The sequence below is a fragment of the Streptomyces sp. NPDC059740 genome (genome assembly GCF_042733155.1).
Classification (GTDB): domain Bacteria; phylum Actinomycetota; class Actinomycetes; order Streptomycetales; family Streptomycetaceae; genus Streptomyces.
This window is the reverse complement of record NZ_JBHWGP010000026.1, coordinates 65,720-85,156: the sequence shown is the minus strand read 5'-3', so window position 1 is coordinate 85,156 and position 19,437 is coordinate 65,720. Positions and strand designations below refer to the sequence as shown.

18 protein-coding genes and 1 pseudogene are annotated in these 19,437 nt (G+C 73.1%); 5 read left to right on the top strand and 14 right to left on the bottom strand.

The features are described 5' to 3' along the window. Positions 1 to 144: 144 nt before the first annotated feature. From ACFV3R_RS24895 to ACFV3R_RS24870, 6 genes and pseudogenes are all read right to left on the bottom strand, one after another. Positions 145 to 1,647, bottom strand: a pseudogene (locus tag ACFV3R_RS24895) (DHA2 family efflux MFS transporter permease subunit); the annotation flags it as partial. Between the two features lie 133 nt (positions 1,648 to 1,780). Continuing rightward, complete coding sequence (locus ACFV3R_RS24890; RefSeq protein ID WP_385587221.1) at positions 1,781 to 2,398, bottom strand: TetR/AcrR family transcriptional regulator; 618 nt, start codon at positions 2,396 to 2,398, stop codon at positions 1,781 to 1,783. A 215-nt stretch (positions 2,399 to 2,613) separates the two neighbouring features. Continuing rightward, entirely contained in the window at positions 2,614 to 3,579 is a 966-nt protein-coding gene (locus ACFV3R_RS24885) for a YgfZ/GcvT domain-containing protein (RefSeq protein WP_385587219.1), read from the bottom strand. A gap of 79 nt (positions 3,580 to 3,658) precedes the next feature. Next, the gene (locus ACFV3R_RS24880; RefSeq protein WP_385587216.1) at positions 3,659 to 4,162 is read right to left on the bottom strand and encodes a Fur family transcriptional regulator; all 504 of its coding nucleotides are present in this window, start codon (positions 4,160 to 4,162) and stop codon (positions 3,659 to 3,661) included. A gap of 144 nt (positions 4,163 to 4,306) precedes the next feature. Next, positions 4,307 to 4,870, bottom strand: a complete 564-nt coding sequence (locus ACFV3R_RS24875; protein WP_385587213.1) for an FABP family protein — start codon at positions 4,868 to 4,870, stop codon at positions 4,307 to 4,309. A gap of 324 nt (positions 4,871 to 5,194) precedes the next feature. Next, entirely contained in the window at positions 5,195 to 5,467 is a 273-nt protein-coding gene (locus ACFV3R_RS24870; protein WP_385587210.1) for a DUF3099 domain-containing protein, read from the bottom strand. 406 nt (positions 5,468 to 5,873) lie between these two features. Between ACFV3R_RS24870 and nhaC the strand changes: the two genes are divergently transcribed. Further along, the gene (gene nhaC, locus ACFV3R_RS24865) at positions 5,874 to 7,343 is read left to right on the top strand and encodes a Na+/H+ antiporter NhaC (protein ID WP_385587207.1); all 1,470 of its coding nucleotides are present in this window, start codon (positions 5,874 to 5,876) and stop codon (positions 7,341 to 7,343) included. Positions 7,344 to 7,592: 249 nt separating this feature from the next. Here the strand turns inward: nhaC and ACFV3R_RS24860 are convergent, their stop codons facing one another. The 6 genes from ACFV3R_RS24860 to ACFV3R_RS24835 all read right to left on the bottom strand — a co-directional run bounded on the left by ACFV3R_RS24860 (position 7,593) and on the right by ACFV3R_RS24835 (position 12,100). Beyond that, on the bottom strand, positions 7,593 to 7,880 hold the full coding sequence (locus ACFV3R_RS24860; RefSeq protein ID WP_385587204.1) for a DUF1416 domain-containing protein: 288 nt from the start codon (positions 7,878 to 7,880) through the stop codon (positions 7,593 to 7,595). Positions 7,881 to 7,939: 59 nt separating this feature from the next. Continuing rightward, a complete protein-coding gene (locus tag ACFV3R_RS24855) occupies positions 7,940 to 8,779 on the bottom strand; it encodes a sulfurtransferase (protein ID WP_385587201.1) in 840 nt (279 codons plus the stop codon). 169 nt (positions 8,780 to 8,948) lie between these two features. Continuing rightward, entirely contained in the window at positions 8,949 to 9,041 is a 93-nt protein-coding gene (locus ACFV3R_RS24850; RefSeq protein WP_385587197.1) for an Ms5788A family Cys-rich leader peptide, read from the bottom strand. 269 nt (positions 9,042 to 9,310) lie between these two features. Then, entirely contained in the window at positions 9,311 to 10,006 is a 696-nt protein-coding gene (locus ACFV3R_RS24845; protein ID WP_385587194.1) for a DUF2993 domain-containing protein, read from the bottom strand. Positions 10,007 to 10,145: 139 nt separating this feature from the next. Then, on the bottom strand, positions 10,146 to 11,744 hold the full coding sequence (locus tag ACFV3R_RS24840) for a hypothetical protein (protein WP_385587191.1): 1,599 nt from the start codon (positions 11,742 to 11,744) through the stop codon (positions 10,146 to 10,148). A 110-nt stretch (positions 11,745 to 11,854) separates the two neighbouring features. Beyond that, positions 11,855 to 12,100 (bottom strand): MoaD/ThiS family protein, encoded by a 246-nt coding sequence (locus ACFV3R_RS24835; RefSeq protein ID WP_385587269.1) that lies wholly within the window; start codon positions 12,098 to 12,100, stop codon positions 11,855 to 11,857. Positions 12,101 to 12,352: 252 nt separating this feature from the next. Here ACFV3R_RS24835 and ACFV3R_RS24830 point away from each other — a divergent pair, with 252 nt between their 5' ends. After that, the gene (locus ACFV3R_RS24830; protein ID WP_385587188.1) at positions 12,353 to 14,086 is read left to right on the top strand and encodes an ABC transporter ATP-binding protein; all 1,734 of its coding nucleotides are present in this window, start codon (positions 12,353 to 12,355) and stop codon (positions 14,084 to 14,086) included. Between the two features lie 44 nt (positions 14,087 to 14,130). Next, positions 14,131 to 16,032, top strand: a complete 1,902-nt coding sequence (locus tag ACFV3R_RS24825) for an ABC transporter ATP-binding protein (protein ID WP_385587266.1) — start codon at positions 14,131 to 14,133, stop codon at positions 16,030 to 16,032. Positions 16,033 to 16,162: 130 nt separating this feature from the next. On the opposite strand, the gene ACFV3R_RS24820 is transcribed toward ACFV3R_RS24825, so the two are convergent. Further along, on the bottom strand, positions 16,163 to 17,182 hold the full coding sequence (locus tag ACFV3R_RS24820) for an SGNH/GDSL hydrolase family protein (RefSeq protein WP_385587185.1): 1,020 nt from the start codon (positions 17,180 to 17,182) through the stop codon (positions 16,163 to 16,165). A gap of 272 nt (positions 17,183 to 17,454) precedes the next feature. Next, on the bottom strand, positions 17,455 to 18,228 hold the full coding sequence (locus ACFV3R_RS24815) for a hypothetical protein (RefSeq protein WP_385587263.1): 774 nt from the start codon (positions 18,226 to 18,228) through the stop codon (positions 17,455 to 17,457). A gap of 136 nt (positions 18,229 to 18,364) precedes the next feature. Between ACFV3R_RS24815 and ACFV3R_RS24810 the strand changes: the two genes are divergently transcribed. Further along, on the top strand, positions 18,365 to 18,493 hold the full coding sequence (locus ACFV3R_RS24810; protein ID WP_385587183.1) for a hypothetical protein: 129 nt from the start codon (positions 18,365 to 18,367) through the stop codon (positions 18,491 to 18,493). A 505-nt stretch (positions 18,494 to 18,998) separates the two neighbouring features. Then, positions 18,999 to 19,250: a hypothetical protein gene (locus tag ACFV3R_RS24805; protein WP_385587180.1), complete on the top strand. Its 252-nt coding sequence runs from the start codon at positions 18,999 to 19,001 to the stop codon at positions 19,248 to 19,250. The last annotated feature ends 187 nt before the right edge of the window (positions 19,251 to 19,437 follow it).

Sequence of the window (19,437 nt, the reverse complement as noted above, 5' to 3'; positions counted from 1 at the left end):
CTGGATGCCCGGACCGGTGAGACCGGCCGGCGCCGCCACCGCGGGGGCCGCCACGGCGGGCGAGGCCGGGGAGGGGACGGTGGCCGTCTGCGCCTCGGACCGCACGACCGGCTCGGCCGCCGCCTGTGCGGCGTGCTGGGCGAAGGGCCGGCCCGGACGGTAGAGGACGAGCGTCACGACGAGCCCGGCGGCGAAGAAGCCGGCCGCCCACCAGTACGCCGTGGCGTAGCTGTGCAGCCCGGCCTGCGCCAGGTTGAGCCTGGTCGGCGCGCGGTGCGCCATGTAGTTCGTCACCGCGCTGGAGGCCATGGTGGAGAACAGCGCGGTGCCGATGGAACCGCCCACCTGCTGCATGGTGTTGATGGTGGCCGAGGCCACACCCTGGTCCTTCGGTGCGACGCCGAGGGTGGCCAGGCTCATCGCCGGCGGCATCACCATGCCGATACCCGCGCCGAGCAGCAGCAGCGGCGGCAGGATGTGCGGCGCGTAGGAGCTGTCCAGCTCCAGCCGCGTGAGGAGGGCCAGGCCGACCGCGCCGAGCGCCATGCCGATCGGCACGATGATCTTCGGGCCGATCTTGGGGATCAGCAGGTTCGTCGAGATCTGCGCCATCGCCATCAGCATGCCGATCATCGGCAGGAAGGAGAGGCCGGTCTTGACGGGGGTGTAGCCCTGCATCTGCTGCAGGTAGTAGGTCAGGAACAGGAAGACGCCGAACATGCCGGCGCCGGTGATGAACACCGAGGCGAAGGACGCGCCGCGGTTGCGGTCGGCCAGCACCCGCAGCGGCAGCAGCGGGTTCTTCGCGCGCATCTGCCACAGGGCGAAGAGCACGATCAGCACCACGCCGGCGGCGAGGAACGCCCAGCACATCCAGTTGCCCCACGAGTGCGTCTCGGCGTTGGAGAAGCCGAAGACGATGCAGAACACACCGGCGGAGATCAGCACCGTGCCGAGCAGGTCCAGCCTCGGGCGCTGGGTCCGGGCGGGCCGGTGGACGAAGAGGATCGCGCCGACGATCGCGAGCGCGGCGATGACGAGGTTGACGTACAGCGTCCAGCGCCAGTTGAGGTGCTCGGTGAGCACGCCACCCAGCAGCAGGCCGATCGCACCGCCGGAACCGGCGATCGCACCGAACACACCGAAGGCCTTGGAGCGTTCCCTGGGGTCGGTGAAGGTCGTCGTCAGCAGGGACAGCGTGGACGGCGCGAGGACCGCACCGAAGACGCCCTGCAGCGCCCGCCCGACGACCAGCACGGAGAAGTCCCCGGCCGCGCCGGCCAGGGCCGAGGAGGCGGCGAAGCCTATGAGGCCGATCAGGAGGGTGGTCTTCCGGCCGATCAGGTCGGCCAGTCGTCCGCCGAGCAGCAGGAGGCTGCCGAAGGCGAGCGAGTAGGCGGTGACGACCCACTGCCGTCCGTCGTCGCTGAAGGCCAGGTCCCGCTGGGCCGAGGGCAGCGCGATGTTCACGATGGTGGCGTCGAGCACCACCATCAGCTGGGCGAGGCCGATCACGACCAGCACCCACCAGCGGTGCGGGACGTGGTGCGGGGCGGGCTGTGCCGGGGCGGCGGCTGCCGCGCCGGGCGGTGGGTCGCCGAGCGGCGTGACGCCGTCGGCGCGGGTGTCCGGGTAAGTCGTTGCCATGCGTAGTCCTGCTCGTTCTCGTGTCGGCCTCGGAGGGGTGGCGCCCCACCGGGCCGGGCGGTCGGTCAGTCCGCGTCGGTACGGTCCCGCGCTTGCGGCCGAATCCCGCGTCCTCACCGGGTCGGGGTCGTCGTCACGGTGTGGTCCGCATCAGCACCGGCAGGACGACGGCGTCCAGGTAGCCCGTGAGGTATGCGGTGTCCGCTTCGCGTTGCTCCAGCATCGGCCGGGCGAAGATCGCCCCGCTGAACATGTGCGGCAGATAGGCGGCGGCCGGGTTGTCGGTGTCGGTCTCCCCGCGGGCCGCGGCGCGTTCCAGCATCGCCTTCATCGCGTCGATCTCCGGCTGGACGAGCGCCGCGTGCATGGCGGCGGCGAGATCCGCGTCCTTGCGGACGGCGAGGACGATGCCGCGCATCAGGTCGATGTCCTTCTTGACGCCGCCGATCCTGCGCGCCAGTTCGTGCAGGTCGCCGCGGAGCGAGCCGGTGTCCAGACCGTCGAGGGAGAAGGGCCGCATGTGCCGCAGGGCGGCCGACACCAGGCCGGGCTTGCCCTGCCACTGCCGGTACAGGGTGGCCTTGCTGCACCGCGACCGGCCGGCCACGGCGTCCATGGTCATGGCCTCGTAGCCGACCTCCCGGACCAGGTCCAGGACGGCGGTGTACAGCTCGCTCGCGCGCTGTGGGGTGAGCCGGGTGCGACGCGCGCTCTCGCGCGGGTCGGCCGACGGCGGCGGGCAGGCGGGCATGCGGAGGCGGTCCTTCCTGAGGGGCTGGAGATCACTGAGGCCCGAGCGGGCAAACGAAACGGTTTCGTTCTCCGTGGGTCCAGCGTAGAGCCCCCTACATCGAAACGCAAACGTTTCGCAAGCGGGGGAGGGGGACGTTGCTCACTCCGCAGGCGCGCGGCCGGGCCGCACGCGCCCCGACGGCGGCTGCGCGTGCGGCGTGCGGGCCGGGCGGCTCAGGGCGCGACCACGGTCTCCTGGGCGGCGGCCGTGGTGTCGGCGAGCAGCGGCGCGTCGACGGGCACGTTCCGCTTGACCAGGGCCAGCGCGATGGGCCCGAGCTCGTGGTGGCGGGCGGAGGTGGTGACGAAGCCGAGCTGGCGGCCCTCCGCGCCGTCCTCCGCCAGGCGCACGGGCGCCCCGTGGCCGGGCAGCTTCACCTCGCTGCCGTCCAGGTGCAGGAAGACCAGGCGACGCGGCGGCTTCCCCAGGTTGTGGACGCGGGCGACGGTCTCCTGGCCCCGGTAGCAGCCCTTGCTGAGGTGGACGGCGCTCTCCAGCCAGCCCAGCTCGTGCGGGATGGTGCGGTGGTCGGTCTCCAGGCCCAGGCGCGGCCGGTGCCCCTCCACCCGCAGTGCCTCCAGGGCGAGGACGCCGACGGCGGGGCCGTGCGCCGCGGCGAACTCCGCGAGCGACTCACGGGGCAGGAACAGGTCCCGGCCGTGGGCGGTCTCCCGGACGGGCACCCCCTCGGGGTTGGCGGTCACCGAACCGGCCGGCAGGTGGACGACGGCGCGCTCCGCGCTGCGGTCGGCGACCTCGACCCGGTAGAAGAACTTCATGCTCTCCAGGTAGGCCACCAGCGACTGCGTCGTCCCCGGCTCCACGTGGCACCAGGTCGTCTCCCCGTCGTCCACCAGGTACAGGGCGTGCTCGATGTGCCCGTTGGCGGAGAGCACCAGGGCCTCGGTGGCCACCCCGGGCGCCAGTTCGCTGACGTGCTGGGTGAGGAGGAGGTGGAGCCAGGTCAGCCGCTCGGGACCGCTGACGGTGACGACGCCCCGGTGGGAGAGGTCCACGAACCCGGAGCCGTCGGCGAGGGTGCGCTGCTCGCGGAAGAGATCGCCGTAGTGGGCCGCGACACCTTCGTCGGGGGCCTCGGCGGGGACGGCACCGGGCAGCGACAGCAGGGGACTCTTCATGCCGCCAGCCTACGGCGCCGGGAGCCGGACGTGGGCCCGGGGCGGGGGCCGGCGGCCGCCGCTGCCGGGCTGCGCCGGGTCAGTCCCCGCCGGGGCCTTCCGACGCCCGGGGGACGCTCCCCGCGCCCTGCTCGTCACCGGCCTGAGCGCCCTGGGCGGAGGCCGCCGCGGCGGTGCAGCCCGCGCACCGGCCGAAGATCGCGAAGTGCTTCATGTCGGTCTCGAAGCCGAAGGTCTCGCGCAGCGTGGCGGTGAACGGCTCGGCGACCGACAGATCCGCCTCGATCACCTCGGTGCAGTCGCGGCAGACCAGGTGGATGTGGTGGTGGCGGTCGGCGAGGTGGTAGGTGGGTGCGCCGTGCCCGAGGTGGGCGTGGCTGACCAGGTCCAACTCCTCCAGCAGCTCCAGCGTCCGGTAGACGGTGGAGATGTTGACACCCCCGGCCGTTCTGCGGACCTCGGTGAGGATGTCGTCCGGGGTGGCGTGCTCCAGCCTGTCCACAGCCTCCAGCACGAGCTGGCGCTGCGGGGTCAGACGGTATCCGCGCCTACGGAGGTCACTCTGCCAGTCGGTGGTCACCACAGCCCCCAGTGTAGGGAGTCCGCCGCCACGCCACCGCGAGAGCGGCGACGGGGCGTCCGCGGCAGGCGGTGCGGTCGCCGGGCGGGCCGGAGGCTGCGGGGCGGGTGCTCCGCCGGCGGCCTCCGGGCCGGCCGGAACGTCGGCCTACTTGAAGAAGGCGATGCCGTCGTCGGGCAGGTCCTTGACGTCCTTGGCCCACTCGCTGGGGTCGACGACCTTCTTCAGGTGCGCGGACATGTAGGGGCGCAGCTCCACCTCGGGGGTGGCCTTCTCGCCGACCCACATCAGGTCGCTGTTGACGTAGCCGTAGAGGCGCTTACCGCCGCTGTACGGGCCGGCGGACGCGGTACGGGCGACGGCGTCGGTGGCCAGGTCGATCTGCGGCTTCTGGTCGGCCAGCTCGCCGTACCAGATCTCCACGACGCCCTGGTCACGGATCATGACGACCTCGACCTTGCGGTTCGCGTCGATCCGCCAGTAGCCGGTCTCGGACTCCAGCGGGCGGACCTTCTTGCCCTCCTTGTCCAGCTCCCAGGTGTGCGAGACGTACTCCAGGAAGTCACGGCCGTCGTGCGTGAAGGTGACCTCCTGCCCGAAGTTGCACTTCTCGGCGCCGGGGAAGTCAAAGACGCCCGCGCCCTCCCAGTTGCCGAGGAGGAAGGCGAGCGGCACCAGCGACGGGTTCAGGTCGGACGGAATCTCGATCATGAGCTCAGGCGATCTGTAGAGGGCGGGGGCCTTGCGTCAGCGCTGGCCCTGGTACAGCTTCGTCCAGGTCAGCGCGGCGAAGCCGATGACGCCGACGGCGACGAGGACCAGCAGGGCGGTGAAGAATGCCTCAAGCACGAGCGCGCTCCCAAGGGCGAGACTGACACGGGACCGGACCTGAGTGTAGTCGTCCGCCGAGCGGGCCCCGCGGGCGATCCCCCGGCGGGACGTCCGCCGGCGCACCGCGGCGCGCCGCGGCCACCCAGGTTGGCGTTCCCCGGCAGCCCGGCAGCCCGGCAGCCCGGCAGCCCGGTTCCGGTCCGGTCATTGGCGGTCACGACGGTCCCGGCGCTCCAGTTCGTCCCACCAGCGGTCGGACTCGGCGTCCCCGGAGTCCCCGGGCTCGTCCCACCACTTGTCGTCGCTGCCCCGGCGGTTGGCGACCACGGCGGCGCACGGCGGGATGACCATCGCGACGACGCACATGGCCACGGCCGCCGGGACCGACCACATCCGCACCACGCCCCAGGCCAGGACGAACAGCACGATGCAGGTGGCCATCAGGGCGAAGTACCAACGGCGCCGTCGTGCGTACATACGTCCACGGTAAGACCGCGCGCGCCGGGAGGACACTCCAGCGCGAGGGGGGCCGGTCCCGCCCCCTTTGACCTGCGCGGACAGTGGACGGGCGGATCTTGACGGGAGGTCGGCGGAGGGTGTGGCGGGAGGGCGCGGCGGGAGGGGTGGGCGGTGGGGCGCCACCGCCTCCCGGCGGGTGCGGGTCCGGGCCCCGGGCGGGACGGGCCGACGCAGGGCGGGGCGGACGTGGTGGCCCGGTTTGCCCGGTCCTGCCCGAGGTCCGGGATCTGATCCCGCACGACGGAGGCGCAGACGGCGTGATATCGATCTGGGACGCGCGATCCGGCTTCCCCCTGTCCGTGCCTCCCGAAGCCGGGTCGTCCGGGCGCGCATCCGCACCAGCCCGCCTGCCGAGGAACGCACCATGACGACCGAGAACCGGACGGCTCAGCCGTCGGCTGCCACGGACGAGGAGGCCCAGGGGCCTTCCGGCCCCCCTGACCACCGGCCCAGCTTCCGCTTCGCCGCCTTCTCCCTGCTCGCCGTGCTGGTCGTCCTCGGGGTGAGCGTGTTCGTGCTCGCCCTCCCCACGATCGTCGCGATCCTCCTCGCCTTCCTGACCGCCTTCGTCGCGGGGCTGCTGCTGCGCCTCCCGTACGAGCGGGTGCAGGGCTTCGCCTTCGACTCGGTGCGGCAGGGGATGTCGCCCCTGTTCATCATCACCGCCGTGGGAGCGATGATCGGGGCCTGGATAACCTCCGGCACGGTGCCGACGATCGTCTTCTTCGGCCTGCACGTCCTCTCCCCCGACCACCTCCTGGTCGGGACGGTGCTGCTGTGCATCCTCACCTCGATGGCCACCGGCACCTCCTACGGAACGGTGGGCACGGTCGGCATCGCGCTCGTCGCCGTCGCACACGGCATGCAGGTGCCGCTCGCCCCGGTGGCGGGCGCGATCGTCTGCGGCGCCTGGTTCGGCGACAAGATGTCGCCGCTGTCGGACTCCACGAACCTCTCGTCGGCCATGGCCGGGGTCGATCTGGTCGCCCACATCCGCCACCTGCTGTGGACGACCGTGCCGGCCGTCGCCGTGAGTCTCGGGCTGTTCGCCTTCCTGGACGCGAGGCGGACGACGACGTCCGGTTCCGCCGCGGCGGCCCGGCAGCTGAGCGCCGAGTTGCAGGCGCACTTCCACACCAGCCCCGTCACCCTGGCCCCCGCCGTCCTCGTCATCGTGCTGCTCGCCCTCCGCCGGCCGGCCTTCCTCTCGATCGTCGCCGGCGCGCTGTGCGCCGTACCGGTCGCCGTCCTCGTGCAGGGGGCGTCACCGGCCACCGCGCTGGCGTCGTTGGGCACCGGTTACACCAGGCAGACCGGCGACAAGGTGGTCGACACCCTGCTGGTGCAGGGCGGTGTCGAGGGCATGATGCCCACCGTCGGGATCATGATGCTGGCCCTGGCCATGGCCGGGGTCCTGGGCAGGTCCGGCATCCTGGCGGCGCTGCTGGAACGGGTCGTGCACACCGTCAGCAACCGCCGGCGCCTCATGGTCACGTCCGTCTTCGTGACGCTGCTGTCGGCCTCGATCTCGAACTCCTCCAGCTCCCACGTGATCAGTGGCAACCTGCTGCGCCCGTTGTACGACAGGTACGGCGTCGACCGCAGGAACCTCTCGCGCATCCTGGAGGACAACGCGACCTGCGCGACGGCGGCGATGCCGTGGGTGGACAGCGCCGTCTACGTCAGCGCGACCCTCGGTGTGGCGGCCACCGCGTACGCCCCGTACGCCGTCTTCTGCCTGCTGTCCCCGGTGATCTCGCTGTTCTGGGCCGTGACAGGGCTGACGGTCACCGGGGCGGGGGAGTCCGAGAAGGCGGTGGCCGACGCCGTCTGAGGCAGGCACCCGCGCGGGCGCCCGCACCGTGGGGGCCGCCGGGCGACGACCGGTGTGCGGTGGGCGGGGTCCTACCCTGTCGCGGCACCCGTGGGCATGCCGAAGGGCCGCACCGGCATGGCGTCCAAACCCCGGGTGCGGCCCTCCGAGCGCCGCGCCGAGGACCTCGGGTCCACGGAGCGGAGAGCGGGCCCGGCCCGCGCGGCCGGCCGGCCCCGGGTGGGGCGGCGGCTGCGCGGGCCCGACGGCTCACAGCGCGATGGCGACCTCGGCCAGTCCGCCCTGCTGGGCGACGACGGTGCGGTCGGCGGTCGCGCCGGGCACGAGGGCGCGCAGCGTCCAGGTGCCCTCGGCCGCGTAGAAACGGAACTGTCCGGTCGCCGAGGTGGGGACCTCGGCGGTGAACTCGCCGGTGCTGTCCAGGAGCCGGACGTAGCCGGTCACCGGCTCGCCGTCGCGGGTCACGCTGCCCTGGATGGTCGTCTCACCGGGCTTGATCGTCGAGGCGTCCGGGCCGCCGGCCTGCGCTCCACACATGGGAAAAACTTCCTTCAGGTTCGGGGAAGGGTCACTTCGGTCGCGGTCGCCGCGGACCTTTACTTGGCCGGGCCGAGCTCGATCGGCACGCCGACGAGGGAGCCGTACTCGGTCCAGGAGCCGTCGTAGTTCTTGACGTTGGCCTGGTCCAGCAGCTCGTGCAGGACGAACCAGGTCAGGGCCGAACGCTCGCCGATGCGGCAGTAGGCGATGGTGTCCTTGGAGAGGTCGACGTCCTCCTGCTCGTAGAGGGCCTTGAGCTCGTCCTCGGACTTGAAGGTGCCGTCGTCGTTGGCGTTCTTCGACCAGGGGATGTTGCGGGCGCTGGGCACGTGGCCGGGGCGCTGCGACTGCTCCTGCGGGAGGTGGGCGGGGGCGAGCAGCTTGCCGGAGAACTCGTCGGGCGAGCGGACGTCGACGAGGTTCTTGGTGCCGATGGCGTTCACGACGTCGTCGCGGTAGGCGCGGATGGCGTCGTTCTGCGGCTTGGCCTTGTACTCGGTCCTCGGGCGGCTGGGCACCTCGGCGACCAGGTCACGGGAGTCCAGCTCCCACTTCTTGCGGCCGCCGTCGAGAAGCTTGACGCCCTCGTGGCCGTAGAGCTTGAAGTACCAGTAGGCGTAGGCCGCGAACCAGTTGTTGTTGCCGCCGTAGAGGACGACGGTGTCGTCGTTGGCGATGCCCTTCTCCGAGAGGAGCTTCTCGAAGCCCTCCTGGTCGACGAAGTCGCGGCGGACCGGGTCCTGCAGGTCCTGCTTCCAGTCGATGCGGACGGCGTTCTTGATGTGGTTCTTGTCGTAGGCGGCGGTGTCCTCGTCCACCTCGACGATGACGACCTTCGGGTCGTCGATGTGGGCCTCGACCCAGTCGGCGTCGACCAGGACGTCGCTGCGGCTCATGATTTCTCCTCCGGGGCAGTTGCGGATGCGGGCACGCCGACGCTTGAGGCGTCCGACCGGACGCCGCCGGTGCGTGACGCGGCGCGTGGGGGGATGTGCGGTGGAAGCGGAGCCCGCGGGGGCGGAGGGGTGGGGGCTGTGGTGCCCGGCCGGTACCCGACCGTCCCCGTCAAAGGGTCGCGGAAGTGGGTCGACAGAGCATGGCGGCAACACGGCACAGGTCCACTGCCCGCCGCTTGGTGAGGTCCGCCTGTCGATTCATGTCACCGATCGTAAAGACGGCGGGGTGCGGGTGTCACCGGCGTGTCGTCATCTGAGACGAGTTTGTCCGTATCGTGGAACTGGAGTGGCGTTCCGGGCGTCCGCCGACCGCCCCGCCCCTGGTGGGGGCGGGGAGCGGGCCGTCCCGCGGACGGGCCCGTCTCATGCAGCGGACATGCCGTCCGCAGGGCCGTCCGCAGGGCCGCCCGCCCGTCGGCCGCCGTCCGCCGTCGGGAGCGCGGCCCGGTCAGGCGCCAGGGGCGGCAGTCCTCACAGGTGCACGTCGGTGCCGGAGACCGTGACGGTGACACCGTCCCGCTCCGCCTTGACCGACTGCAGCTTCAGACTGCCCGGCAGACGGCTCAGCGACCAGGTGTAGTCGGTGCGGGAACGCACGGCGTCCTCGCAGCCAGGGATGGTGCGGCAGAGCTGCGGGATGCTGTCGGCCTTCAGGCGGACGCCGTCGCCGGCGACGTCGAGGGTGCCGGTGACCGTGAGGTTCTTGCCCACCAGCGGCACGTTGGGCGTGATGCGGACCTCGCCCTTGCCGTTCTTCGTCCCGCCGTAGGTGACCTTGACGCCGTTGCCCGCCGCCTTGGAGAGGTCGTCCCAGCCGATCTCGGCGCGGCCCGTCGCGCTGCCGGCCTTCTCGATGGAGGAGTAGTCCGAGGTCAGCTCGACGTCGTGGAACTGCGCGCTGAGGTGGTCCACGCGCAGGGTGTGGTCCGCGTCGCCCGCCTGGATGCCGTCGAGCGAGGCGTCGACCTCGTCCAGGGTGCCGCCCGCGAGCTGGGTCAGGAACGGGAAGCCCTTGATGGAGACCTCGGGGGTGCGGTCGAGGCCCTGGCTGGAGCGGATCTTGTCAGCGGCCTTGCCCTCGGCGAAGTTCACCGCCAGGCGGTCGGCCGCGACGAACAGCGCGGCCAGGACGACCACCAGGACCAGCAGGACTCTCAGGGCACGCATCTCTTCGGAAACCTCTCCCCCACCGCCTGCGGCCACCCCCCGGTGGGATGGCTCCCGACGAGCAGGCCCCCGCCTGCCGCCACGAGGGTAACGGCTGACGGGGCCCGATGACCGGCCAGTCCCCGGCGGGGGCGGCAGATCAGCTCAGGACGCGCCCCACGACGTACACCGCGGGGGCGGCGAGTGCGAGCGGAAGGGCGACCCCGGCCGTCAGGTGGACGAACCGCGAGGGGTAGTCGTAGCTGGCCACCCGCAGGCCGACCAGTGCGCACACCCCGGCGGCCAGCCCCAGGACCGCACCGGTCGTCCCGAAGTCGGTGAACCGGCCCGCCGCGATGCCGGCACCGGCGGCGGCCAGCAGCGCCACCACCACCGACACCACCCCGGGCAGCGGCAGCGCCCGGGCGAGCGTGGCCACCGCCACGGCCACCGCCCCCACCAGCGCCGCCCCGGGGGCCGCGGCCAGGTGTCCGGCGGCGAGGACGGCGAGCGCGGACGAGGCCAGACCGGCCGTCAGCGAGGCCATCCGCTCGTCGGCGCTGCCGCGGTGGCGCAGTTGCAGGACGAGGACGAGCAGGCACCACACGCCGAGCGTCGCCAGGCCCACCACCGGCGCGTGCTCGCGATCGGTGCACAGCAGCGCGACGTCGGTGACCAGGCCGGCCAGGAAGGCCAGCGCGATGCCCTGCCGCGCCGGCCACATGCCGTTCAGCCGGAACCAGCCGGCCGCCGTCACGGCCTGGAGCAGTGCCACCACCACCGCGGGCACCAGCCGCGGCAACCCGGAGGTGAGCGCGAGCAGCGCGCTGAGCACCGCGGTCAGCACCGCCGGCTGGAGGCCCGGGGCGATGATCGGGGAGTGGCCGAGGGCCCGCGCCCGCTGGTTCGGGGCGAGGCGGGCGAGGTAGACGGGGGCGTCGGCGGAGCCGGTGGTCTCCGGCGCCGGCGCGGCCGACCGGCTGCCGGCGCCGCCGGGGCCGCCGGAGGGGGCAGAAGCCGCGGCGGGCGCGGACGCGGTGCGGTGGGAGTTCGCGGCGGGTGCGGCGGCGACGGCGAGGTCCTCGCCGGTCGCCGGCGGCAGGTACGCGGTGGTCTCGTCGTCCGCTGCGGCCGGCCCGCCGCTCCGCCACCCCGGGCGGTCCCACTCGTGCGGGGCGCCGCCCTCGCCCGCCGGCCCCTGGTAGGGGGACTGGTGGGAGGCGGCGCCCGGGCCCTGCCCGGTCTCCCAGCCGGGCTGGGACGGGCCCTGCGGGTGGGGCTGCCCGAAGCCGCCGGCTCCGGGACCGGCGTGGGCGGGCCCCTGGCCGGGGGCTGGGTGGCCGAGGCCGTCACCGGTGCCGGCGGGCGTCACACCGTTTCCGCCGTAGCCGCCCGTCCCGGGTGTGCCCTGGGCGGCCGGCTGACCGTAGGGGCCCGCCGCGTACGGGTCCGCGGTGTACGGGCCCGGGCCGGGCTGGGCGGCGTACGGGTCCGCGCCCCGGGACTGCTGAGCGTACGGGCCTGCTGGGTACGGGTCCGGTGCGTACGGGTCCGGTGCGTAGGGGGCCGGAGCGTAGGGGTCCGAGGCGTAGGGGTCCGCGGCCTGCGGGGCGGCCCACGCCTGTCCTGCGCCCCCGCCCCCGGCGGGGCCCTGCGGCGTCCCGTGGTGGGGGTGCGGCAGACCGGGCCCGCGCCCCGCCTGCTCGGGCTCGGACCGGTACGGCGCTCGGCCGTCCTGCCACTGTGCGTCCTCGTTCATCGGCCGTTCCTCGGGCTGCTCGCGGGGGTGTTCACGTCGCCGCGCGCCGGGTGGGGCGCGGTGCTGTCCGCCGGACCGTCCGTCCTGCGGGGCGGGGCCGGGGCCACCGCTCAGCCGCCGGCGAACGGGGGCAGGACCTCGACCGTGCTGCCCGGTGCCAGGGGCACATCGGCGTGGTCGCGGGTGCCGACCGGGTCGCCGTCCACCAGGAAGGAGCAGCGGGCCAGCACCCGGGCGAACTCGGGCTGGGCGGCGTGCGCCTCGCGCGCCGCCGCCAGGGCCTCGGCGAGCGTGGCCGCTGCGTGGGGCTCCTCGGCGGTGCCGGCGGCGGCCTTCGCCGCGGCCCAGTAGCGCACGGTGCCTTGTGGTGTCACGGCGACCTCTTCCGCATCCGGTCCTGATCTCGGCTTGTCCCAATCACGATCGGCCAGGCCGGAGCGGCGATGGCGACCCGGCTGGGACGCCACGGCTCGTTCCGGTGGACGTCCGCCTCCCCATGATGGCTCATGGCGGTACGCGCACCCGGTCGCGAGGCCGTGGGCGGGTGCGCCAAGGAGGACCGGTTATTCCCGGGAGAAGTCGGTACGGGAGGGCATAGGCTCTCCGCCGTGTTGGTCCGACTAGCCCGGGCGCATCTGCGGCCCCACCGAAACTCCATATGCCTCGTGGTGCTTCTCCAGCTCGTGCAGACGCTGGCGACGCTCTACCTGCCCACTCTCAACGCCGACATCATCGATGACGGTGTCATCAAGGGTGACACCGGTTACATCCTCGGCACCGGCGGCCTGATGCTGGCCGTCACCCTGCTCCAGATGGCCTGCGCGGCGGGTGCCGTCTTCTTCGGCGCGCGCACCGCGAGCGCGCTGGGCCGCGACGTGCGGGCCGCCGTCTTCGACCGGGTGCAGACCTTCTCCGCCCGCGAGGTGGGGAGCTTCGGGGCGCCCTCGCTGATCACCCGGACCACCAACGACGTCCAACAGGTCCAGATGCTGGTCCTGATGACGTTCACCATGATGGTGGCCGCTCCCATCATGTGCGTCGGCGGCGTGGTGATGGCGCTCAACCAGGACGTGCCGCTCTCCGGCCTCCTCCTGGTCATCGTGCCGGTGCTCGCCCTCCTGGTCTCGCTGATCGTGCGCCGCATGCGGCCCATCTTCCGGGGCGTGCAGAAGCGCATCGACACCGTCAACCGCGTGCTGCGCGAGCAGATCACCGGCATCCGCGTCATCCGGGCCTTCGTCCGCGACACCCACGAGCGGAAGCGGTTCGCGGGGGCCAACAGTGACCTCTTCGACGTCCAGATACGCGCCGGACGTCTGATGTCGCTGATGTTCCCGACGGTGATGCTGGTGGTCAACCTCTCCAGCGTCGCCGTCGTCTGGTTCGGCGGCCACCGCATCGACAGCGGCGGCATGGAACTGGGCGCGCTCACCGCCTTCCTCAGCTACCTCATGTACATCTTCATGTCGATCATGATGTCGATGTTCATGGTGATGATGCTGCCGCGCGCCGAGGTGTGCGCCGAGCGCATCCAGGAGGTGCTGACCACCGACTCCAGCGTCGTCCCGCCCCTGAACCCCGTCACCGAACTGCGCCGCCACGGCGAACTGGAGCTGCGAAACGTCGAGTTCCGCTTCCCCGGCGCCGAGGAGCCCGTCCTGCGGGACGTCTCCCTGGTGGCGCGGCCCGGCGAGACCACCGCCGTCATCGGCTCCACCGGAAGCGGCAAGTCCACGCTGATCGGCCTGGTGCCGCGGCTGTTCGACGCCACCGGCGGCACGGTCCTGGTGGACGGCGAGGACGTGCGCACCCTGGACCAGGAGACCCTGGCCACCACCATCGGCCTGGTCCCGCAGAAGCCCTACCTGTTCTCCGGGACCATCGCCTCCAACCTGCGCTACGGCAACCCCGAGGCCACCGACGAGGAGCTCTGGCACGCCCTGGAGGTCGCCCAGGCCCGGGACTTCGTCGAGGCGATGGAGGAGGGACTGCAGGCCCCCGTCGCGCAGGGCGGCACCAACGTCTCCGGCGGCCAGCGCCAGCGCCTGGCCATCGCCAGGGCGCTGGTGCGCAAGCCGGAGGTCTACCTCTTCGACGACTCCTTCTCCGCCCTCGACTACGCCACGGACGCCGCACTGCGCGCCGCCCTGGCCCGCGAGACGGGGGAGGCCACCGTCGTCATCGTCGCCCAGCGGGTGGCCACCATCCGCGGCGCCGACCGCATCGTCGTCCTGGACGAGGGGCGGGTCGTCGGCACCGGCACCCACCACGAGCTGATGGACGGCAACGAGACGTACCGGGAGATCGTTCTCTCCCAGCTCACCGAGCAGGAGGCAGCGTGACCACCCCGGCGCGGAGGGCCCCCGCAGGAGGGCCCATGGGACGCATGATGGGCGGCCCCGCCGAGAAGTCGATGGACTTCCGCGGCTCGGGCCGGCGGCTGCTGCGCGAGATGGCGCCCGAGCGGGCGGGCGTGGTGACCGCGATGGTCCTCGGCGTCCTCGGCGTCGCCCTCAACGTCCTCGGCCCGAAGGTCCTCGGCCACGCCACCGACCTGCTGGTCGCCGGCATCATCGGCCGCCAGCTCCCGGCCGGGGTCACCAAGGAGCAGGCCGTGGCGGGCCTGCGCGCCAAGGGCCAGGACGGCCTGGCCGACATGTTCTCCGCCATGCCCATCACCCCGGGCCACGGCATCGACTTCGGCGCGATCGGCACCGTGCTGCTCGGCGTCACGCTGATCTACCTCGGCGGCGCCGCCTTCGGCTTCCTCCAGGCCCGCATCACCACCGGCGTGGTGCAGCGCACCGTCTACCGGCTGCGGGAGAAGGTCGAGGACAAGCTCTCGCGCCTGCCGCTGAGCTACTTCGACAAGCAGGCCCGCGGCGAGGTGCTCTCCCGCGCCACCAACGACATCGACAACATCGCCCAGTCCCTCCAGCAGACCTTCAGCCAGGTCGTCACCTCGCTGCTGACCATCGTCGGTGTGCTGGCCGTGATGTTCTGGATCTCCTGGCTGCTGGCGCTGGTCGCCCTGGTCACGGTGCCCGTCTCCGTCCTGGTCGCGGCGCAGATCGGCAAGCGCGCCCAGCCGCAGTTCGTCAAGCAGTGGGCGAGCACCGGCAAGCTCAACGCGCACATCGAGGAGATGTACACCGGGCACGCCCTGGTGAAGGTCTTCGGCCGCCAGAAGGAGTCCGCCGAGCTCTTCCGCGAGCAGAACGAGGCGCTCTACCAGGCCGGGTTCCGCGCCCAGTTCATCTCCGGCGTCATGCAGCCGGCGATGATGTTCATCGGCAACCTCAACTACGTGCTGGTGGCGGTCGTCGGCGGCCTGCGGGTCGCCTCGGGCACCCTGTCCATCGGCGACGTGCAGGCCTTCGTCCAGTACTCGCGCCAGTTCAGCCAGCCGCTGGCCCAGGTCGCCTCGATGGCCAACCTGGTGCAGTCCGGGGTGGCCTCCGCCGAGCGGGTCTTCGAACTCCTCGACGCCGACGAGCAGTCGGCGGAGCCGGCCCGCGGCGAACGGCCGCAGGAGGTGCGCGGCCGGGTGGCGTTCGAGGACGTCTCCTTCCGCTACGAGGAGGACAAGCCGCTCATCGACGGCCTGTCACTGTCCGCCGAGCCCGGTCAGACCGTCGCCATCGTCGGACCCACCGGCGCCGGCAAGACGACGCTGGTCAACCTCCTGATGCGGTTCTACGAGGTGCGGGGCGGCCGGATCACCCTGGACGGCGTGGACATCGCCCGGATGAGCCGGGAGGAACTGCGCTCCCAGATCGGCATGGTCCTCCAGGACACCTGGCTCTTCGGCGGCACCATCGCCGAGAACATCGCCTACGGGGCCTCGGCGGACGTCCCGCACGAGCGGATCGTCGCGGCGGCGCGCGCCACCCACGTCGACCGGTTCGTGCGGACCCTGCCGGACGGCTACGACACCGTCATCGACGAGGAGGGCAACAACGTCTCGGTCGGTGAGAAGCAGCTCATCACCATCGCCCGCGCGTTCCTCGCCGAACCGGCCATCCTGGTCCTGGACGAGGCCACCAGCTCGGTCGACACCCGTACCGAGGTGCTCATCCAGCACGCGATGAACGAACTGCGCTCGGGCCGCACCAGCTTCGTCATCGCCCACCGCCTGTCCACCATCCGCGACGCGGACCTCATCCTCGTCATGGAGAAGGGCGCCATCGTGGAACAGGGCTCCCACGAGGAACTGCTGGCCAAGGACGGTGCCTACGCCCGGTTGTACGCGGCGCAGTTCGCGGAGGCGGTGGTGGAGGCGGAGTAGGCCCGTCCACCGACCCGGCCCCGGGCGGGGGCGGCTGCAGGACTCCCGGCCAAGGACGCGCCGGTGGCCGCAGCCGCCCCCGCTGCCGTTCTGCCCGCGGGCGGCCGGTACGTCCTGCTGCCCGCCGGGTTCACCGCGGGTCGGGAGCCCCCGTCAGCGCACCCATGGCCGTCTGCACCTGGTTGGCGGCGTTGGCGTGCCCCGCCACGTTCGGCAGGAAGTGCGCCCACCGCCCCGGGACGGAGGTGGACGCCAGGCCCTCGGCCCAGGCCAGGTCACCGGCGCACACGTCGTGGCCGACGGTGCTCGCCTCCAGGTCGACGTAGGTGGCGCCCGCGGCCTCGGCGGCCCGCCGGATCGTGGTGTTGAGCGGTTTGAGCACCTCGTCGCGGAGCCAGGCCAGGTCGCCGGCGGTGATCGCCCCGAACCGGCTGAGCCCGCCCGGACCGCACTTGGCGGTGTCGTCGGGGACGAGCGTCGGATAGCCGACCGCGAGGAGCTGGGCCCGGGGCGCGGCCGAGCGCAGCGCCGCCAGCATCGCGGCATACCCGGCGGCGGTGTCCCGCAGCCGTGCGGCGACCGGGCGGCGGGCTGCGGCGTCCCCGGCCCGGCAGGGCGTGGTGCCGCCCGCTCCGCCGAGCCGCACACAGGTCAGCAGGAGGTCGTGCAGGCCCAGGGTGTCCGCGCCCGCCTCCACGCTCACCACGTCGGTCTTCCGGCTCACCGCCGCCAGCTGGGGCCGCACCGCGGGGCGGGCCGTGTGGTGCGCGACACCGAAGGGGGTGCCGTAGCCGGTGGGCGTCTGCGAGGTGCGGTAGACGTCGTCGATCGTCGCCCCGACGCAGCTGACGTCGCGCAGGTGCACGGCGGGCAGCCGGCCGGCCAGGAGGCGGGGGTAGGAGTGGTCCGTGCGCCCGCAACCGTCGTCCGGCCGCTCGAAGGCTCCGGCGACCTCGCTGCCGCCGGCCGTGTACGCGTCGCCCAGCGCCACCCACTCCACCGCCCCGGCCCGCCCGGTACGCGGCCGGGCGTGGCCGTCCACCGCGCCGAGCGAGGCCACTACGAGGGCCGCCGCGACCCCCGCCCCCAGCCGCCGCGCCCACCGGCCCGCGGTGCCCCTGCCGTTGTCACCCGTCCTGCCACAGCCCATCTCCGCACGCTCCTCTCGTCACCGGCGGGCCGACCGGCGCGAGAAGGCGTCGCGGCCCGGGACCGACCCGCGCGGGAGGGCCCACCCTGTTACGGCGGACACCGGCGGAAAGTCACGCCACGGACTGCGACGCGCCGTCTGAACAGGTGCCGGTACGGGCGTCGCCTTGACCCGGGCGCGGCGGCCCGGGCCCGGTGCGGACCTCGGCCCCACCGGGGTACGGCGGCCCGGAGGCCGGTGCGCGCCGGGTGCGGGGCCGGCCCCCGGGCTGCTCACTCCTGACGCGCGGCTGCACCACCGGCCTCGCGGCCCTCACCCGTGCGGCGGGCGGCGTGGGCCACCGCCGCCGCGGCCAGGGCGCGTACCGCGGGGTGGGCGCCGGCCTCGTCCTCGGCCAACTCCGGCTGGAAGAGGGTGGCGAGGAAGAACGGGTGGCCGGCCAGTTCCGCGATGCGGGCCTCGCCGTCCTCGTCGACCCCGCTGAACCGCAATCCGTGGGCGGTCAGGGCGGCTGCGGCGGCGCGGTGGGGGCCGTAGGCGCAGCTGTAGCGCTCCACGCGGCGTCCGGCGCCCAGCACCCGCTGCGCCAGCGAGTCCGCCGCGACGTGGACGGTGCCCTCGTGCCCCTTGAGGGAGCAGGCCAGTTCGGCGATGAGGGGGGCCGCGGCCCCGGGCCGGGTCTCGGCGTGGGCCGCCTCCGGGAGCCCGCAGACGTCCCGGGCGAACTCCAGCAGCGCGTACTGGAAACCGGCGCAGGTGCCGAGGAAGGGTACGCCCGCGGTACGGGCGTACCGGACCGCCGCCAGCGCACCGCTCTCACTGCGGTAGGGACTGCCCGGCAGCAGCCACACCGCGTCGAAGCCGGCGAGCGCCTCGGGCTGCGCGGCGTCCGGCGTCGGGACCCAGTACGCGTCCAGCACCAGGTGGTCCCGGCGGGCCAGGGAGTCGAGGAGGCGGGGGACGCGGGTGTGGGCGCGGACCGCGGGCGAGCGGTCGGCGACGAGGGCGAGGCGGGCGGGTGCGAGGACGGGCGGGGCGCTGGTCATGGCGTCCATCGTGGGCGGGCCTCCTCCCCGGTGGCCAACGAGGATGTCTGGCGGGCCCATCAGCGGTGGTGATACCCGCAGGTCAGGGCAGGGCTGCGGGTGGGCGTGCGAGCGGGGGCGGGGCGGGTTGCGCGGTGTGGCGCGGCGATACTGGGCGCTGGGCGCGCCGAGGCTGGTGCACCGGGTCGAGGCGGTGCACGCGGCCCCGGTGGGCTCGCCGGCAGCCGCGCTCGCCGCCGCGGTCACCGCGGCCGACTACGCCTGAACCGCTCCGCACCACAGGCTGGTTCGCCCTGCACCGGTGTGGGTCCGCGCAGCGACGGCGGCCGGTCCTGCCCGCCCCGCACCGCGGTGGGGCGCCAACTGGTTCCCAGGGGGTCTTCCAGCCGGAACTCCTCTCAACGGAGATGCCCGCAATATGCGCAGAAGGGGGGAACGGGCGTCGAGTCGCGCTTCACTGCCACAGAGCGTCCCCCCATGTCAGAGGCGTGTAACAAGGGCGCTGGGGGCTTTGGGGATGCTCTTCCCGTGTGATCGACTGATGCGTGTTCGAGGGTTCCTCGGGCAGAAGTCCACTCCATGCGGCCGAAGTTCTTCGGCCTTCCCCGGGTCCGGTCGGCACCTCGCCGGCTCCGGTGTTCCGCTTTCCGCGCGGCAGCCAGTGCGCCGCGCGGCGGAACCGGACCGGCTTGCCGTGTCCCACCGGGGAACCGGTGGCAGCGCGCCTGCTGGTGCGCACACCGTGTACGTACGAGCAAGGGAGAGAAAGTATGCGCAAGTTCAAGCGGGCCGCAGTGCTCGGCGCCACCCTCCTGGCCTTCTCGGGGGCCGCCGCCGGTGTCTCCCAGGCGGCCACGGTGTACCAGACCGAGACGCCCGGCAACATCATGCAGGACTGTTACAGCGCCCAGACCGCGCGCGAGATCGGGCAGGGCCGCGCGATCGTCGTCGACTACTGCGAGCAGGAGGACGTCGGCGCCGGCTCCACCCCCACGATGATGGTCTACTGGCACTACGCCTGACACGGGTGACCTCCGGCGTCCGCCGCTGAGGCTGCTGCCTCCACCGCCCACCTCTGCTGAGCGCGCACACCAGAGGGCCGGAACCCCGACCCACACCTGACGTCCCGACACGGGATCAGTCACGCGACGGCTCCTCCGCACCCTGGCCAGGGCGGAGGAGCCGCTTTCGCGTCGCGACCAGCCGCTC

Bases quoted from the DNA above. Each gene is read 5' to 3' on its own strand.
- ACFV3R_RS24890 (WP_385587221.1), bottom strand. From the start codon at position 2,398: ATGCCCGCCTGCCCGCCGCCGTCGGCCGACCCGCGCGAGAGCGCGCGT.
- ACFV3R_RS24885 (WP_385587219.1), bottom strand. From the start codon at position 3,579: ATGAAGAGTCCCCTGCTGTCGCTGCCCGGTGCCGTCCCCGCCGAGGCC.
- ACFV3R_RS24875 (WP_385587213.1), bottom strand. From the start codon at position 4,870: ATGATCGAGATTCCGTCCGACCTGAACCCGTCGCTGGTGCCGCTCGCC.
- ACFV3R_RS24870 (WP_385587210.1), bottom strand. From the start codon at position 5,467: ATGTACGCACGACGGCGCCGTTGGTACTTCGCCCTGATGGCCACCTGC.
- nhaC (WP_385587207.1), top strand. From the start codon at position 5,874: ATGACGACCGAGAACCGGACGGCTCAGCCGTCGGCTGCCACGGACGAG.
- ACFV3R_RS24860 (WP_385587204.1), bottom strand. From the start codon at position 7,880: ATGTGTGGAGCGCAGGCCGGCGGCCCGGACGCCTCGACGATCAAGCCC.
- ACFV3R_RS24855 (WP_385587201.1), bottom strand. From the start codon at position 8,779: ATGAGCCGCAGCGACGTCCTGGTCGACGCCGACTGGGTCGAGGCCCAC.
- ACFV3R_RS24850 (WP_385587197.1), bottom strand. From the start codon at position 9,041: ATGAATCGACAGGCGGACCTCACCAAGCGGCGGGCAGTGGACCTGTGC.
- ACFV3R_RS24845 (WP_385587194.1), bottom strand. From the start codon at position 10,006: ATGCGTGCCCTGAGAGTCCTGCTGGTCCTGGTGGTCGTCCTGGCCGCG.
- ACFV3R_RS24840 (WP_385587191.1), bottom strand. From the start codon at position 11,744: ATGAACGAGGACGCACAGTGGCAGGACGGCCGAGCGCCGTACCGGTCC.
- ACFV3R_RS24825 (WP_385587266.1), top strand. From the start codon at position 14,131: ATGATGGGCGGCCCCGCCGAGAAGTCGATGGACTTCCGCGGCTCGGGC.
- ACFV3R_RS24820 (WP_385587185.1), bottom strand. From the start codon at position 17,182: ATGGGCTGTGGCAGGACGGGTGACAACGGCAGGGGCACCGCGGGCCGG.
- ACFV3R_RS24815 (WP_385587263.1), bottom strand. From the start codon at position 18,228: ATGACCAGCGCCCCGCCCGTCCTCGCACCCGCCCGCCTCGCCCTCGTC.
- ACFV3R_RS24805 (WP_385587180.1), top strand. From the start codon at position 18,999: ATGCGCAAGTTCAAGCGGGCCGCAGTGCTCGGCGCCACCCTCCTGGCC.